The organism is Paenibacillus sp. FSL L8-0333 (assembly GCF_037965665.1).
Lineage (GTDB): Bacteria > Bacillota > Bacilli > Paenibacillales > Paenibacillaceae > Paenibacillus_AQ > Paenibacillus_AQ odorifer.
The window spans coordinates 4,660,450-4,676,059 of record NZ_CP150186.1 but is presented as its reverse complement, the minus strand read 5'-3'; the positions used below and the strand labels follow the sequence as shown (position 1 = coordinate 4,676,059).

Sequence of the window (15,610 nt, the reverse complement as noted above, 5' to 3'; positions counted from 1 at the left end):
ACTTTAAGGTTCGATACAATATCTCAGGAGCGCTAAAGATAGCTGTTCGTCACCGGTTTGCACCAACCACCGGCTCTCTGAAGACTTCCAGGATCTTTGTTCCATCATCGGTTTTGAATGATTAATTTTTTCATAATGTAACACGGTATGCAAGTTGTGTCAATAGGCTTTACAAGTAGCGTTTCTTGAAGTGAACTTCATTTTTCGTTATGATTCAATAACTGGTTCTATTCAAAAAAGAACGGAAGCTGTGGAAGTGTCTCCCTGTTATAATACTGTTCCCGCCATTTTACAAAATCCTGTTCCTGCACAGCACCTGTAGAAATCAACAAGGTTACTGAGGACTGGATATCCGAAAGATTTAATGAGTTTGCAGTGCCTGAGTAAATCATATCGTCTATTTTAGCAGTGATGTCCTGAGGATCATAACCTGCAAAAATTCCGCGATTCAACATCATGTCAGCGATAGAAGCATTCTTCAAAAGAAGGGGCATTTTTTTCCACTGAATGAAAGACATCGTTTTTAGTTCGCCAGGTGCAGAAGGTATTTTCTGGTTTGTCTTAGAGCCCCATTTTAGCATAGAATCATAGAAGTTCTTTTGTGCTAACAGACCGTACTTCACGGCGCCAGTTGTAAATTCATCATTTTTCAATAACTTTGCGGTCTCTGCACCAGATGCACTAGTAGAGACTTTGCCGGAGGCCTTAGAAAATAAAGTTAAGCTTTTGAGCACATTGACCTGTGACTGATGTAATAGAGGAGAGTTAGTGAAAATAGAATCTTGATTAACTCTCTCATATTGCTGGTCTGCTAGAATACTTAGATTCTTCATTACTGCCGCATTCATACGAGCGTCTGTGCTGCGCGCTAACTTATCTACTTGAATGTTCCAATTCCGCTTGAATTCCCGATAGGGCAAAAATACGTTATGATAGAAAGTAACCAGATCCTGCTGTTGATAAGAGCCCGTGAATTCTACTAAACCATTCATACTTGATTGATTGTCATATTTGGCTTCAGTTTTGTCTGCGCCAACCTTGACACCAGTAAAAAATGCGGCGAAGGCGCAAACTAGGAAAAACAAAAAAACTAGCGTGTATAACATTTGATTGCGGGACTTACGTTTGCTCATAATAAATGCTCCTTTTTCTGGGGGGATTATCCTATGTATTATGTATTGATAGCAACACTATGGACGGTTTCTCTCTCGGAGCTGCCCGAAAAAAATAAAGAACAGGCAGGTCACGATGAAAAAATTCAAATTTGGCGAGATTAAGGTTAAAAAGGTAGAACCAGGCCAGTTGACAGACCGTCTTCTGCTGCTCAATCTCTATATCACTCAGGGGCTCACATTAATTATCGGTTTGATATGGATATTATTTCAGAAAAGAAATCCTTTTCAGCTATTAATTATTCCAGAAAAAGTACATTTTGTGGCATGGGGCCTCGGACTTGCTGCTGCAATGCTAATTGTTGACTATTTATTGACACATATTGTCCCTGAGGAGAGCATGGATGATGGTGGAATAAACGACCTTTTATTTCGAAATCGCCCTGTGTGGCATATTATCGTCATAGCAGCAATTGTATCGGTATGTGAGGAGCTCTTATTCCGCGGAGCCATCCAATATTCCATTGGCCCTTATTGGACGAGTATAGTATTTGCTCTTATTCATGTCCGTTATTTACGTCACTTTGTACCTACCGGCTGGGTGTTCTTAAGCAGTTATGGTCTTGGATATATTTACATTCAATCGGGCAGCCTCTGGGCCCCTATACTATGTCACTTCTTCATCGACCTGATCTCAGGTCTGGTGATCCGCTATAGGAGGGAATCATGAGTGAGGAATTAAGCCGGGTAAAGTCTCGACAAAAACAACACAAAAGTGAAAGCAAACATCCTGGCAAAAGTAAAAAAGAGAAGCGGACTTCGGAGGCTGTAAAAAAGGCTACTCCTGAAAAGAAGTCTGCTCCTATAAAGAAAAATGCTACCGCTCGGGTCTCTACGGCAACTTTATCAAGAAAAGCTCGCCGCCCAGCAGGTTCTGCAAAGCGCTCTTCCACAGGAAGTAAAGAGAAGGACGAAGAATCTGTTCCTTCTCGTTCAGATACTTATTCTTCAGAAAAAGTTCGTCTAAGCAAGATGTTTGTGAACTCTTTGATTTTTATCTTTGTTATTTTGCTAATAGGGCTGCTTTGGTGGGGAATTGAAGGAGCGCCTCCGCTGAGTACATTATGGTGAGTACATGGGCATGGGGAGTGGTCTTGGCCATTCTATTGATAGCTGCGGCTGTTGTTATAATCATGGTGATCAACGCGTTTAGAAACAGAATTATTACCGAGGAAATAATGCTAGATTCGCTACCTGAAGAGTTCGATGGATTTCGTATCTTGTTTATAACAGATATCCATCGCCGCCGCCTTCCGTCCTCGCTTCTGATGCCATTAAAGGGTGGAGTAGATGTTGTCTTTCTGGGAGGAGATCTAACGGAAAAAGATAGCCCTTTAAATCGTCTTGTCGATAATATGACTCTAGTTACTTCTATTGCATCTACCTATGTAGTGCATGGAAATCATGATTATCGGGCTAATATTACAAGGGTGGATGAGATTATTCAGGACAGTGGTGCAAAACTGTTAATGGATGAAAATGTGGCTTTTGAACGTGAGGGAGCTAAACTTTGGTTAACCGGAATTGATTTTCCGAAAAATGGGGGCAAAACTCCATACCGTCCTTTTCCGCAATTAACCACAAACACTTCTGCTGAAGATACCTGTCGTATAATTCTTGTACATGATCCGCTTTGGTTATCCAAGCGCCAAAGTGTGCCAGCGGACCTGATTCTGGCAGGTCATACGCATGGGGGCCAGGTGATCCTTCCGTTTGTGGGTCAAAGACATGTTGAGCATTTCTATCATAAATATGACGCTGGAAAGTTTAGTTGGCCAAGAGGTGACGGTTCCGCAAAAAATGCGCTGCTGCTGATCAGCAGAGGGTTTGGAACAGCACATCTGCCAATTCGCTGGGGCAGTCCTGCTGAAATGCATGTGCTGACACTGCGTAAATCAACCCAATAGTGCTTACTCTTTCCAGTAAGAAAAATAGGTAGCGTAAAAAAGGGGGGTCCAAAGCCATGCAAATGGCTTTGGACCCCCCTTCTATTTTTCGTTTGATGAGATCAACGCATTTTTAGCTCAATGCTGCGCGGATCAACAAAGCTATATCCTTTGCCCTCAAGTGTAGTGAGCAGGGTATCCAGACCTTCAACGGTCCATGGTAGCTCATGCATCAGGATATTACTGCCAGAATGCAGCTGATCGGTAACATTGCTGATCAATTTTTCTGTCTTACCCGTTTCTTTTTCTTTCATTTCCCAGTCAAGAGAGCCTACAGACCAGGTCATGTATAACATTCCATTCTCGGCAGCGACCTTCTTGCCAACATCCCCGCCAGCACCATGTGGCGGACGGAAAAAGTGAGGAGCTTCTCCCAGCGTTTCTTTGACAATATTTTGAACATCTTCGATTTGCTTTTTAACCTCAGTATAGGACTTGTCTTTCAATACAATATGATCCCAGCTGTGGTTGCCGATAATTCCACCGCGGTTATGTATTAACTCCAGAAGCTCAGGATGCTCCTTAACACGATAACCATTCACGAAAAAGATGGCTTTAGCTTGATGTTTGTCCAGAACATCCATCAAAGGGTTAATCATTGCCGCATCTTTAGGACCGTCGTCAAAGGTGAGCAAAACCACTTTTTTATTTGTAGCTTCCTCATTAGGGACGATATCGTAATTTTTGTTCATATGGTACAGCAGTGGAATTTCAGCGGATGCTTCGCCCTTACTGGCTGTACTATTTCCTGTAGTACCTCCATCTGCTGTTGCTTCAGGGGTAGGACTGGCTGTTGCTTCAGGTGATGGCGCCGTAGTTTCTGCGCTTTGTGTAGCTGCCGCCGTGGGCGGATTGTTTGAGGCATTTGTTTCCTTAGCTGTATTTCCATTTGCACCGCTGTTGCCACAGGCAGTAAGCAACAAGGTAGCCAATAGGAGCACTGATGTCATTTTACCCACTTTTTTCAACTCGCTTTCTTGTTATTAGGTTGTATGAGCCGGAATCTTTCCGCGAACACTAAACATGATTTTACCATACAAGGAGGCTGGAAATATGAATACTTCGTCATTTTTATGCGGGGTGCTGATGGGCGCCGCAGCCAGTATGATTATGTCCAAAAAGCGGAATTCTTTAATGTCTTCGCTAGGGCAATCGGGTGGTTCCATGAGTGGGGCTGCAGATAAAGCAAAAGAAAAAATAATCGGTATGGCCACGACTGGTTTTGGTAACACTGCTGTTTCAAGCAGTAATGCTCAAAGTAACGGTTCAAGCAGCGCAACCTCTGAGCATAAGACTGAATCACCAGTGAAGTCGAAGGAATCCAATCTTAAATTGTTAAAGGAATTCATTCGCAGCAATCCTGAAGTAAAGAGCGAAGTAGAGCAGATTCTTAAAGAAACGCATACAACCATACCGGGATTGTAACCGTAAAGGACTCCATCAGAATCATTTTGGGGATGAAATATTCCGCAGAATGATTCTTTTTTATTATTCAGGGCCTTGAAAATGGTTTATTCAATAGAGAGGATTTTATATATTTATTTACGTGCATTTATCTCGGCAAAATGATAACATACTTACATAGTAACCATTTTTGGCTCATTACTCGGGACTCATCATACATTATAATAAATGAGCTTGCAAAAGGAGGATCCTGTCATGAGAATAGAGCGATTAAGTCAAGATAAGATACGGATTTTCCTCACTTTTGACGACCTGAGCGAGCGGGGCATCCAGAAGGAAGACATGTGGCAGGAAGTTCCTAAGGTTCATGACCTGTTTACGGAGATGATGGATCAAGCATATAGTGAACTAGGTTTTGATGCCACGGGTCCGCTTGCCGTAGAAGTTTTCGCATTGCCCGCGCAAGGCATGGTCGTTATAGTGACCCGAGGAAAATATGATCACCATCAGTACGGTGCGTCCGGGGAAGAAGAATTGCCAGAAGAGATTTATGAAATGGAAGTTACTCTTGAACAAAGCGACTCCATTGTATATGCATTCCGCGATTTCGAGGTTCTGGTTGAAGCGGCTCATGTGCTCATCGGTAATATTACTTCCCAGGGGAAACTGTATTCTTATAACAATAAATGGTATCTGTATTTCGATCCAAAGGAATTTGAAGAAACGGCGTTGTCAGGTCTTGTTGGCGTACTTGCTGAGTTTGGAGATTCCTCACCGGTCACAGAAGCTGTTCTCGATGAATACGGGAAAACAGTGATGCCGGAGAATGCGGTCCAGTTATTGTGCACTCATTTTAAGCGTCAGGAGTAATTAAGCAAGATCTAGGGGCTGATGACCATTGTTTAGGCCGATCAGCCCTAGTCTTGTTGTTGGTGATATGTCGGTCATTCTTGTATCAAAGTTATCATCTACCTTGCTGTGTAACGGCAGTAATAGGGTTTAGGGGTGTAGGGAGGTTATTCGGTGCTCGTGTTATCGGTTATTTCGTCGGCAGTGGCGCCGGGACTTGCTCTGTTGACCTTTTTTTATCTGAAAGACAAGTATGATCAAGAACCGCTTCATGTAGTCATTAAAGTATTCTTGCTCGGCCTTCTGATTGTGTTTCCTGTCATGATCATTCAGAGAGGGCTGATGCTGGGACTAAATGGCGGTCCGTATGTGGAGTCGTTTCTCATATCCGCTGGCGTGGAAGAATGTCTAAAGTGGTTTGTGCTTTACCATATGATTTACAATCATACCGAATTTGACGAGCCATATGATGGGATACTATACGCTGTGGCGATTTCGCTCGGCTTCGCAACAATAGAAAATGTAATGTACGCTTGGTATAGCAACGCTTCAATCGGATCAATGTTTCTGAGAGCACTTCTTCCGGTTTCTGGACACGCTATGTTTGGTGTGATCATGGGCTACCATATGGGGAGGGCGAAGTTCTCAAAAGGTGTTAAGACCCGGAGAATTCTGGTTTTTTCGCTACTGTTGCCATGGATGTGGCATGGGATATATGACTTTATTTTGAGTACGACAGCTAACTATTGGATATGGTTTATTGTGCCTCTGATGGCTATCCTATGGTATGGAGGTATGGGAAAGGTAGCTAGGGCCAACAGCCGTTCTCCTTTCCGCTTTCTGAAACGTGAAGAAGAGGTTAACCTATAATCGAGATGGACACACTTATATTCGAAGGGCAGTTCCTAGTAAGGAATTCCAGAGAGGAGAGAGGTGTCTTTTTTTGCGTATAAAAGTACGTATCGTTTGCAAACAGTGCGGTGAGACCTACATATTAAGAGGGATTAAAGAGCATGGTATCATTCAAACCGGCTTTAAACAATGCCTTTGCAGTAATAGCAGTGGCTTTGAGATTGAAGAAAGAGCATGAGCGGACGTTATAGTCACATGGTGTAGCAACTTCAGTGCATAAGACTCCTAGTTTATTGTCAAACTAACGCCAATAAGCTATCGAAAGGAGTCTTGTAGCCCTATGTACAAAAGATTAAGTGCTGTAATGTTCCCGCTGACCGCGCTGCTGCTGATTGGTGCGCTTGTGTGGGGTTATCAGGAGAACCAGGAGAAGAATTCAATACTAATTAAGGCGGAAAACCAATATCAACGCGCCTTTCACGATTTGTCCTATCATGTGGACCGTCTTCATGGTGAGCTTGGAAATACGCTTGCGGTTAATTCTGCTTCTAACGGAATGCACCGCAAAGGACTCGTCAATGTGTGGCGGATGACCAGTGAGGCCCAAAATGAGATTAATCAGCTGCCGCTGACCTTGCTGCCATTTAGCAAAACAGAGGAGTTTCTGTCCAAAATCTCCAACTTTTCTTATAAAGCCGGGATTCGTGACTTCACTAAAAAACCTCTGACAGATGGAGAATTGAGTAATCTAAAAGCATTGTATAAGAACTCGGGAGAAATCTCTAAGGATTTGCAAGAGGTACAGAATAAAGTCATTGGCAACCGGCTGCGCTGGATGGATGTTGAAACGGCATTGGCAACAGAAAATAAAGCGGAGGACAACACGATTATTGACGGTTTCAAAACGGTGGATAAACGTGTTGGCGCATACCCTGAGCTAGACTGGGGCCCTTCAGTAGCAAGCATCTACGATAAACGTTCCGTCAAAATGCTCGGAGGTAACCCCGTGACTGCCGAAGACATCAAACGTAAGGCATTGAAGTTCGCGGATGCGGGCTCCAACGCTAAAGTCGATGTTAAAGAAAATGGGAAGAACACCGAATGGCCATCCTATACGGCAACAGTTAGTGGTTCGAATGAAAAGCACACCATCAGTATGGATTTCACAAAAAATGGCGGATTGCTGATCTCTTATTATGATAACCGTGAGATTGGACCTGCCAAGGTATCTATTAAAGAAGCAGTTACCAAAGCCGAGAAGTTTCTTGAGAAAAAAGGATATCCCCATATGACTGCAGTCAGCGCTGATCGTTATGATAATATCGGGAATTTGACCTTTGTGACCAAACAGAATGATGTATTGATTTATCCTGAAAAAATGACTATTCGTATGGGGCTGGATACAGGTGATACCATCGGTTTTGAGGCCAGCGAATATGTTAAAGAGCATAAGGACAACCGTCAGCTTCCAAAACCAAAGCTTACTCTTGCTGAGGCGAGAAAATTTCTGAATTCTGATTTCAAGGAGCAATACAATCGCTTGTCCTGGATTAAAAATGATGATTCCGTCGAGGTCTTGACTTACGAGTTCGGTGGAGGGGTCAATGGCTCAAAGTATCGTATTTATATTAACGCTGAGGATGGAATTGAAGAGTCTGTGGAAGAAATCAGACCTTCTTCGGGGTCTGAGGCAAAATAAAAGGGAGGGCGCATCCAGCAGTTGGGTGCGTCCCTTTTTTTTGCAATATCTATAAAATATATCTGACTGGCTGATATTCCCATGCTATAATCAGGCTTAGTGATAATTACTAAACTGATGTGGCGGTGACATCTTTGTATCCTAAAATTAACGAATATCTATACATACAGGTTGCTTCCAGTGACGCTGCTGAAGCAGAAGTTGAATATAGATCAAGAATTGCAGAGACGGAAGAAGACGCATTTCTGATTGAAATTCCTATGCAGGAGAGCAATGGTCGTCTAAAAAGGCTCTTTATGGGGGACGAGCTTTCGGTCTATTTTTTAACTGAGGGTGGCATTAAAAATTACTTTAATACTTATGTGCTGGGCTTTAAAGAAGATGTAATTCGTATGGTCCGGATTCAAAAGCCAGAGACAGATTCAATATTTAAGATCCAGAGAAGAAGCTTTTTTCGAGTGAATGCTGATCTAGAGCTTGCTGTGAAGGATAGCCTTGGCAAACGGTTCCTGGTTCGTACAGATGATATTGGTGGTGGAGGAATCTCCTTTTTGGTGGATAACCAGGTTAAGCTGGAGGTTGGTAATAAATTGTCCTGCTGGGTACTGGTTCCTTATCGAAACGGAAGCACGGAGCATGTCAATTTTGAAGGTGAAGTAGTGCGCATTAAAAAGCTTGAGAATGGACGTCTTTTAGCCATGTTGAAATTTGTCGCTATTTCAGATTTGGAACGCCAGAAAATTATCCGTTATTGCTTCGAACGTCAGTTTGATTTCCGCAACAGATAAGCATTTTTAACAGCTCTATTAAGCTGTCTGATTTTGCACTGAAGTATAAACTGTGGTATAATTTTATAAGTCGCAGGCAATGCCTGCTTTTTTCTTGATAATATCATCAAGCATAACAATTTATGTGTGCTCCTTGATATTGCAGGAATAGTTTTCGTAACGCTAGATGTTTTTTTATGAAAGAGTGTTTGAGGAGGAATGCCCCGTTGGATAGGCAGGGTACACATACTTATGACAGAATAAACGTCGCCATCGACGGACCTGCCGGGGCAGGCAAGAGCACTGTAGCCCGATTGGTAGCCCAGAAGTTGTCTTATATCTATGTCGATACTGGTGCAATGTACCGGGCGATCACCTGGTATATGATCCAAGAAGGCATTGAACCGGAAGATCAGCAGCGAGTGAACGAGAAGGTTCGCGACATGGTGATTGAACTTATTCCGGAACGAGACATTCAGAAGGTGCTGATTAATGGGGAAGACGTGACCCCACATATTCGGAGCCTTCAGGTTAGCGGCCTTGTGTCGCAGTATGCGAAGATCGAGGATGTAAGATCCAGACTGAGTCAATTGCAGCGTCAGATGGCGCTTCGCAAAGGCGTGGTAATGGATGGCCGCGATATCGGTACAACCGTGCTGCCGGATGCCGAGGTAAAGATTTTTATGACGGCAAGTGTGGAAGAACGAGCTCTCCGTCGTTATAAGGAACTGAGAGACGCGGAATCGGTGACGCTTCAGCAGCTTGAACACGATATTGCAAAGCGGGACCGTCTGGATGAAGGACGGGAGATTTCACCGCTGCGCCGTGCAGAGGATGCTATTCTTCTGGATACGACCTTAATGAATATCGATCAAGTTGTGGAGGCCATTGTATCCCACTGTAGATCTCATGTTGACGGGGAGAGAAATCATTTATGATTTATGCAATTTGTGTTGGATTGCTTCGCTTGATTTACGCAATCCTTTTCCCGCTTAAGATTGTGGGGAAAGAAAATGTGCCAAAGGAGGGCGGGGTACTGCTCTGCGCTAACCACATTAGTCTGCTTGATCCAATGACTATTGGAATTAAGCTGGACCGTCAGGTAAAGTATATGGCTAAGGCTGAACTGTTTGAGGTTCCGGTGCTTGGCTGGCTCATTAATAAATTGGGTGCTTTTCCGGTGAAACGTGGCGGCGTAAGCAAAGAATCCATAAAAACGGCCCTTAACACACTTCGTAATGGTAATGTCATGGGTATCTTCCCGGAGGGTACGCGTAACTCTGATGCCGGAGTGGCCAAGAAGGGTGCTGCTAGCTTTGCACTTCGAAGTGGCGCAGCAGTTATTCCAGCGGCTATTATCGGCCAGTATAAACCCTTTCGACGCATGGTCGTTGTCTACGGTGCTCCTGTAGACCTTAGTCAATTTGCCGGTGCGGGGAGCGAATCTCTCGAGGCTGTTACCGATGTCATTATGGATCGCATCCGTGAGATGAAAGAGACAGGTAAACCAAGTGCTAGTTAAGGGATGAGCAGAACAATAAATTTTGCTCAATGTTTTGATTAAATAACGGCATAGCCGCTATTTTTTGGAACATACTATCATCAAGTGTAAGTGGCAATATCAAGCATTGCTTGTTTTGAACTCTGCTATACGCAGGTTTAAATAAATGGGGTTTTGAATCGAGGAGGCTAATCACATGTCTGAAGAAATTAAAAATCAGGAAGCTGCGGAAAAGAATGAATCCGTAGAAGCGGTGGATTCCGCTGTGACAGAAAATAACGGAGCTGTAGAAGAAGTTGCTGCCGTTAACGAAGAAGAAGTGACTAACCAAGCTGACTTGGAAATCATTTCTCTGAAAAAAGGCGATACCGTGAAAGGAACAATCGTCAAAATCGAAGATAACCAAGCTTATGTAAGCATTGGATATAAATACGACGGTGTGATCCCAATTCGCGAATTGTCCGCTGTACAACTGGACAACGCTGCTGCAGCAGTAGAAGTTGGACAGGAAGTAGAATGTAAAGTTGTCAGCATCAACGACAACAAGGAAAGCCTTGTACTTTCCAAACGTGCTGTTGATAGTGAAAAATCATGGGAAGATCTTGAGAAATACTTCGCTTCCCAAGAAGCTTTCGAAGTTACTGTGGCTGACGTTGTTAAAGGCGGCCTCGTAGCTGATGTTGGAGCTCGTGGATTTATCCCAGCTTCCATGGTAGAGCGTCACTTCGTTGAAGATTTCAGCGATTACAAAGGCCGTACCTTGCGCGTTAAAGTGAAAGAACTTGACCGTGAGAACAGCAAAGTAATCTTGTCTGCTAAAGAAGTTCTTGAAGAAGAATTCGAAGCTAACAAGCTGAAAATTATGGCTGAGCTATCTGAAGGCCAAATCATCGAAGGTACAGTACAACGTCTGACTCAATTCGGCGCATTTGTTGATGTGGGCGGAGTTGACGGTCTTGTACACGTATCTGAAATCGCTTGGAGTCACGTAGAGAAACCTTCTGATGTAGTATCCGAAGGTGATAAAGTACGTGTTAAAGTATTGAAGGTTGATCCTGAAAAAGGCAAAATCAGCCTGAGCATCAAAGCTGCTGCTCCAGGTCCTTGGGACTCTGCTGCTGGCGAAATCAACATCGGTGATGTTGTAACAGGCGTTGTAAAACGTCTTGTGAACTTCGGAGCGTTCGTAGAATTGCTTCCGGGTGTGGAAGGTCTTGTGCACATCTCACAAATCTCCCACAAACACATCGCTACTCCACACGAAGTATTGAAAGAAGGACAAGAAGTTCAAGTGAAAGTTCTGGACTTCAATCCATCCGAGAAACGTGTTAGTCTGAGCATCAAAGAAACTGAAGAAGCTCCAGCTCCATCTGCTAGACCTGAACGCAGCAATAGCAGAGACAGAGCTCCTAAAGAAGTTCTGAACAACCCTAACGTTTCCCTTAGCAACGAAGGCCTTAGCTTTACGCTTGCTGAACGTTTTGGTGATAAGCTGGACAAATTTAAGGGTAATAACTAATCCCTAAACGAGCTTTTGAATATACGGGTAAAGTAATCGGCGAGCCCTCGATACGGGGGTTCGCCGATTGTCTTTTTTTCGGAACCGGCAGGATTGATGAGAGTTAACATGATTGTTAGCCAATTTAAATGTTTTTTGCTATGATGAGTAACGTAAGGATGACAGGAGGAATGAATATGGCAAGACCCGTTGTGGCAATCGTTGGGAGGCCTAACGTCGGGAAATCGACGATATTTAATCGGCTGATTGGCGATAGATTAGCCATTGTAGAAGATAAACCGGGGATTACACGTGACCGGATTTATGGTATTTCAGATTGGAACGGTAAGTCGTTCAGTGTGATTGATACCGGAGGTATTGAAATTGATGGAGAAGACACAATTCTGAAATCAATCCGCGTTCAAGCGGAGCTGGCGATTGAAGAAGCGGATGTTATTGTATTTATGTGTGAGGCAAAGAGTGGTGTGACGAATTCAGATGAAGAGGTAGCTCAGATTCTGTTCCGTTCAGGTAAACCGGTCGTTCTTGCCATCAACAAAGTGGATAATATGAAGCGTGCGGATGATATTTATGAGTTCTATAGCCTTGGTTTTGGCGATCCAATCGGAATTTCTGGTAGTCACGGAACCGGACTCGGCGATTTGCTAGATGCTGTAGTTGAGCGCCTACCTGAGAAAATAGATGATGAATACGATGAGGATGTCATTCGTGTAGCTTTGATTGGCCGTCCGAATGTAGGGAAATCCTCTTTGGTCAACGCGATTTTGGGCGAAGAACGTGTTATCGTCAGTGATATTGCAGGGACAACAAGAGATGCTATCGATACTCCTTTTGAACGTGATGGGCAACGTTATGTGCTTATCGATACGGCAGGTATGCGTAAAAAAGGCAAGGTATATGAGAACATTGAGAAATACAGTGTTATGCGTGCAATGCGTGCGATTGAACGGGCTGATGTGGTCCTCGTTGTAATTAACGGCGAAGAGGGCATCATCGATCAGGACAAGCATATTGCTGGTTATGCACATGAAGCTGGTAAAGCATCTATTTTTGTTGTGAACAAATGGGACGCCATTGTGAAAGACGATAAGACTATGCAAAACTTTGAGACTAAGATTCGTGACCATTTCTTGTTTATGAGTTACGCACCGGTTGTCTTTTTGTCGGCCTTAACCAAACAGCGTTTGCAAAAACTGCTGCCTGTTGTACAGCATGTATCTCAACAGCACGCACTGCGCATTACTACACATTTGGTGAACGACGTTGTATCTGATGCAATCGCGATTAACCCTCCACCAACTGACAAAGGCCGTCGCTTGCGTATTAACTACGTAACGCAGGTTGCGGTGAAGCCGCCTACGATTGTGGTGTTCGTGAATGATCCATCGCTGATGCACTTCTCCTATGAACGTTATCTGGAGAATAAAATTCGCGCAGCGTTTAATTTCGAAGGAACACCAATCCGTCTCTTTACACGGCGCAAATCCGAAAACGAAGGTTAGGGGAGAAGAAGTGTGGCGCTTGAACTTCTGGTTATCGTTGTAAGCTATTTGCTTGGTTCTGTCAGCTTTAGTGTACTGCTTGCAAAGTTGCTAAAGGGAATTGATATCCGTCAATACGGAAGCGGAAATGCGGGGGCTACCAATACACTGCGTGTATTGGGTAAAGGTCCTGCAATATTAGTGCTGTTGCTGGATGTGCTGAAAGGGGTTGCCGCTGTATGGTTAGGAACCTGGGTCGGCGGATGGGGAACCTGGGTTCCGGCTCTTTGCGGAATCGCTGCCATCATCGGACATAATTGGCCGCTCTATTTTCGTTTTCGTGGGGGGAAAGGCATTGCTACTACGATCGGTGTTATGGCTACGCTTTGTTTATGGCCAGCGCTGCTCGCCGGTATCATCGCCATCCTGTCTATCTTTATCACACGTTATGTGTCCCTTGGCTCATTAATTTTTGTAGCACTGACACCAGTGGCTTTATTGTTGACAGGATTTACACAACCTGTGCTCTGGACCAGTATTATTATTGCGGTCTTCGCCTTCTGGCGGCACCGGACGAATATTGTAAAGATCGTAGAAGGCCGTGAGAACAAGATAGGCTCAAAAGTTAAAGGAGGGAATCGTGTTGTCTGATAAAGTTACCGTACTTGTAGCGGGGAGCTGGGGAACTGCGCTGGCTAGTGTGCTGGCTGCAAACCACTCGGAAGTTTATCTGTGGACACGCAACTCTGATCAAGCTGCCGAGATCAATGGCTCTCATACGAATAATAAGTATCTACCTGGCATCGCTCTGCCAGCTAACATTATTGCAACTACGGATATGGAAACGGCAGTGTCCGGTTCTAAGGCGGTTGTAATTGTGGCTCCGTCTTCAGGAATGCGGCAGGTTGCTCGCAGTCTGAAGCCATTCTGGAAGGATGACATGTTATGTGTTCATGCTACGAAGGGCTTTGAGTCGGAAAGCAATAAGCGGATGTCCATCGTAATTGCAGAGGAACTGGGCTGTGACGAAGGGCAGATCGTCGTCCTCTCCGGTCCAAGTCATGCAGAGGAAGTTGTACGCCGGTGTCCTACAACAGTTGTAGTTGCTTCACCTGATGACAAACGTAGCGCCGAAGCGCAGGAATTGTTCATCAACAACGATTTCCGTGTATATACGAATCGTGATCAGGTAGGGGTAGAGCTTGCCGGAGCTCTTAAGAATATTATTGCCCTTGGTGCTGGTCTATCCGATGGCCTTGGATATGGGGACAATGCTAAAGCAGCGCTTTTGACCCGTGGACTCGCCGAGATCTCTCGGGTGGGAGTTGAGCTTGGAGCCAATCCTTTGACCTTTGCCGGCCTTGCCGGAATTGGCGACCTTGTTGTGACGGCTACTAGTCAGCACAGCCGTAACTGGCGCGCTGGGTCCATGCTTGGTCAAGGCAAGCCGCTGGCCGAGGTGCTGGAATCCATGGGGATGGTAGTCGAAGGTATTCGTACTACCGAAGCAGCTTATGCAATTTCGCTCAAGCTGGGTGTGCAGATGCCGATTACGGATCAGATTTATCATGTGCTCTTTCAAGGAAGAAGCCCACGCAGTGCGGTTGAAGCCTTGATGGGGCGTGATCGTAAGCCTGAGCTTGAGTCGATCTCCCAGGAAACTTGGGAGCAGTGGCATTCCTGATCCTGTTCACCTTTTTCCGCAAATTCTCATATGTTGTAATGGGGATTGACGGAGGAGGGATGAAAAGTGAGCAGAGATTTTTCCAAGGATGCATTGAACGCCATTAACAAAAAGGCGGGCAAGAACATTACGGAAAGTGCCGTCAAAAAGCTAGCCAGTACGGTAAAGCCAGGAACTACGCAGAATGAAGCCCAGCTCCGCCAGTTAATTAAGCAGGTGTCATCAATGGCGAAAGTGCCGGTCAGTGAAGCTACTGTGCAGGAGATTATCAATGCCGTTAAAAAAGGCGGCGCAGGTTCCAGCACAATGGAGTCTTTAATGAAAATGATGCTTAAAAAATAGCTTTATGTTGGGTGAGCAAAAGAAAACGGATCAAAGAATGATTCCGTCGTCTTTTGCTTTTTTTTATATTTATGATAATTCTCATAAAGCGCATTTTATTTAAAATAATACATAAAAAATGATGTTTTTTTACAGAAAAGGATAAGGTCATGATATAATAGTCCCTAATAAATTACAGGCGAATGGGGGCTTTGACCATGGATCCGATGACAAAAATGTGGTTATCCCTGATTGCGATGCTGATTATGGGATTATCAGTATTTCTTATAACTTTTGCTCGGAGCAAAACCAAGGGCTTGCTTAAGGCTGTACTGTCTATACTTGCTTTTGTCATCATGTTAGTGGGCCTATTGGGCGGAGTTGTTTCAATTATGTAAGCAGTTACATAGTGTTC

The 15,610-nt window shown here is 44.2% G+C and carries 18 protein-coding genes and 1 other annotated feature (1 of these 19 cut by a window edge); of the genes, 16 read left to right on the top strand and 2 right to left on the bottom strand.

Annotation, left to right across the window (positions count from 1 at the left end):
* Nucleotides 1-117 (bottom strand) — a binding site (T-box leader) (it extends 114 nt beyond the left edge of the window).
* A gap of 110 nt (nt 118-227) precedes the next feature.
* Entirely contained in the window at nt 228-1,133 is a 906-nt protein-coding gene (locus NYE72_RS20980) for a hypothetical protein (protein ID WP_076141319.1), read from the bottom strand.
* Between the two features lie 115 nt (nt 1,134-1,248).
* Between NYE72_RS20980 and NYE72_RS20975 the strand changes: the two genes are divergently transcribed.
* From NYE72_RS20975 to NYE72_RS20965, 3 genes are read left to right on the top strand one after another with little or no spacing between them, the layout of a single operon-like run.
* A complete protein-coding gene (locus NYE72_RS20975) occupies nt 1,249-1,842 on the top strand; it encodes a CPBP family intramembrane glutamic endopeptidase (protein WP_036676197.1) in 594 nt (197 codons plus the stop codon).
* On the top strand, nt 1,839-2,243 hold the full coding sequence (locus NYE72_RS20970; RefSeq protein ID WP_076141318.1) for a hypothetical protein: 405 nt from the start codon (nt 1,839-1,841) through the stop codon (nt 2,241-2,243). The genes NYE72_RS20975 and NYE72_RS20970 overlap by 4 nt, the downstream gene beginning before the upstream one ends.
* Before the next feature lie 23 nt (nt 2,244-2,266).
* The gene (locus NYE72_RS20965) at nt 2,267-3,079 is read left to right on the top strand and encodes a metallophosphoesterase (RefSeq protein WP_179087408.1); all 813 of its coding nucleotides are present in this window, start codon (nt 2,267-2,269) and stop codon (nt 3,077-3,079) included.
* Nucleotides 3,080-3,180: 101 nt separating this feature from the next.
* Here the strand turns inward: NYE72_RS20965 and NYE72_RS20960 are convergent, their stop codons facing one another.
* Entirely contained in the window at nt 3,181-4,077 is an 897-nt protein-coding gene (locus tag NYE72_RS20960) for a polysaccharide deacetylase family protein (protein ID WP_076101548.1), read from the bottom strand.
* Between the two features lie 94 nt (nt 4,078-4,171).
* On the opposite strand from NYE72_RS20960, the gene NYE72_RS20955 reads away from it, so the two are divergent.
* From NYE72_RS20955 to NYE72_RS20895, 13 genes are all read left to right on the top strand, one after another.
* Complete coding sequence (locus tag NYE72_RS20955; RefSeq protein ID WP_076141316.1) at nt 4,172-4,543, top strand: hypothetical protein; 372 nt, start codon at nt 4,172-4,174, stop codon at nt 4,541-4,543.
* A 234-nt stretch (nt 4,544-4,777) separates the two neighbouring features.
* Nucleotides 4,778-5,392, top strand: a complete 615-nt coding sequence (locus NYE72_RS20950; protein WP_036676203.1) for a genetic competence negative regulator — start codon at nt 4,778-4,780, stop codon at nt 5,390-5,392.
* Between the two features lie 153 nt (nt 5,393-5,545).
* On the top strand, nt 5,546-6,241 hold the full coding sequence (prsW, locus tag NYE72_RS20945; RefSeq protein WP_038572438.1) for a glutamic-type intramembrane protease PrsW: 696 nt from the start codon (nt 5,546-5,548) through the stop codon (nt 6,239-6,241).
* 322 nt (nt 6,242-6,563) lie between these two features.
* The gene (gene ypeB / locus NYE72_RS20940; protein ID WP_036676206.1) at nt 6,564-7,922 is read left to right on the top strand and encodes a germination protein YpeB; all 1,359 of its coding nucleotides are present in this window, start codon (nt 6,564-6,566) and stop codon (nt 7,920-7,922) included.
* A gap of 134 nt (nt 7,923-8,056) precedes the next feature.
* Nucleotides 8,057-8,710: a flagellar brake domain-containing protein gene (locus NYE72_RS20935; RefSeq protein WP_036676209.1), complete on the top strand. Its 654-nt coding sequence runs from the start codon at nt 8,057-8,059 to the stop codon at nt 8,708-8,710.
* 206 nt (nt 8,711-8,916) lie between these two features.
* Nucleotides 8,917-9,627 (top strand): (d)CMP kinase, encoded by a 711-nt coding sequence (gene cmk, locus NYE72_RS20930; RefSeq protein ID WP_254924541.1) that lies wholly within the window; start codon nt 8,917-8,919, stop codon nt 9,625-9,627.
* Nucleotides 9,624-10,211 carry a lysophospholipid acyltransferase family protein gene (locus NYE72_RS20925; RefSeq protein WP_036676211.1) on the top strand — a complete coding sequence of 196 codons (588 nt, stop codon included), beginning with the start codon at nt 9,624-9,626 and terminating at the stop codon, nt 10,209-10,211. The genes cmk and NYE72_RS20925 overlap by 4 nt, the downstream gene beginning before the upstream one ends.
* 175 nt (nt 10,212-10,386) lie before the next feature.
* Nucleotides 10,387-11,709 carry a 30S ribosomal protein S1 gene (gene rpsA, locus NYE72_RS20920; protein WP_170914203.1) on the top strand — a complete coding sequence of 441 codons (1,323 nt, stop codon included), beginning with the start codon at nt 10,387-10,389 and terminating at the stop codon, nt 11,707-11,709.
* A 176-nt stretch (nt 11,710-11,885) separates the two neighbouring features.
* Nucleotides 11,886-13,211 carry a ribosome biogenesis GTPase Der gene (gene der / locus NYE72_RS20915; RefSeq protein WP_036676212.1) on the top strand — a complete coding sequence of 442 codons (1,326 nt, stop codon included), beginning with the start codon at nt 11,886-11,888 and terminating at the stop codon, nt 13,209-13,211.
* Between the two features lie 12 nt (nt 13,212-13,223).
* Nucleotides 13,224-13,841, top strand: coding sequence for a glycerol-3-phosphate 1-O-acyltransferase PlsY (gene plsY, locus NYE72_RS20910; RefSeq protein ID WP_036676213.1), 618 nt, complete (start codon nt 13,224-13,226; stop codon nt 13,839-13,841).
* Nucleotides 13,834-14,874 carry an NAD(P)H-dependent glycerol-3-phosphate dehydrogenase gene (locus NYE72_RS20905; protein WP_076127494.1) on the top strand — a complete coding sequence of 347 codons (1,041 nt, stop codon included), beginning with the start codon at nt 13,834-13,836 and terminating at the stop codon, nt 14,872-14,874. Before plsY ends, NYE72_RS20905 begins: the two co-directional genes overlap by 8 nt.
* Nucleotides 14,875-14,940: 66 nt before the next feature.
* Entirely contained in the window at nt 14,941-15,216 is a 276-nt protein-coding gene (locus NYE72_RS20900) for a stage VI sporulation protein F (RefSeq protein WP_038572437.1), read from the top strand.
* 197 nt (nt 15,217-15,413) lie between these two features.
* Nucleotides 15,414-15,593 carry a DUF2768 family protein gene (locus NYE72_RS20895; RefSeq protein ID WP_036676218.1) on the top strand — a complete coding sequence of 60 codons (180 nt, stop codon included), beginning with the start codon at nt 15,414-15,416 and terminating at the stop codon, nt 15,591-15,593.
* Nucleotides 15,594-15,610: the final 17 nt, after the last annotated feature.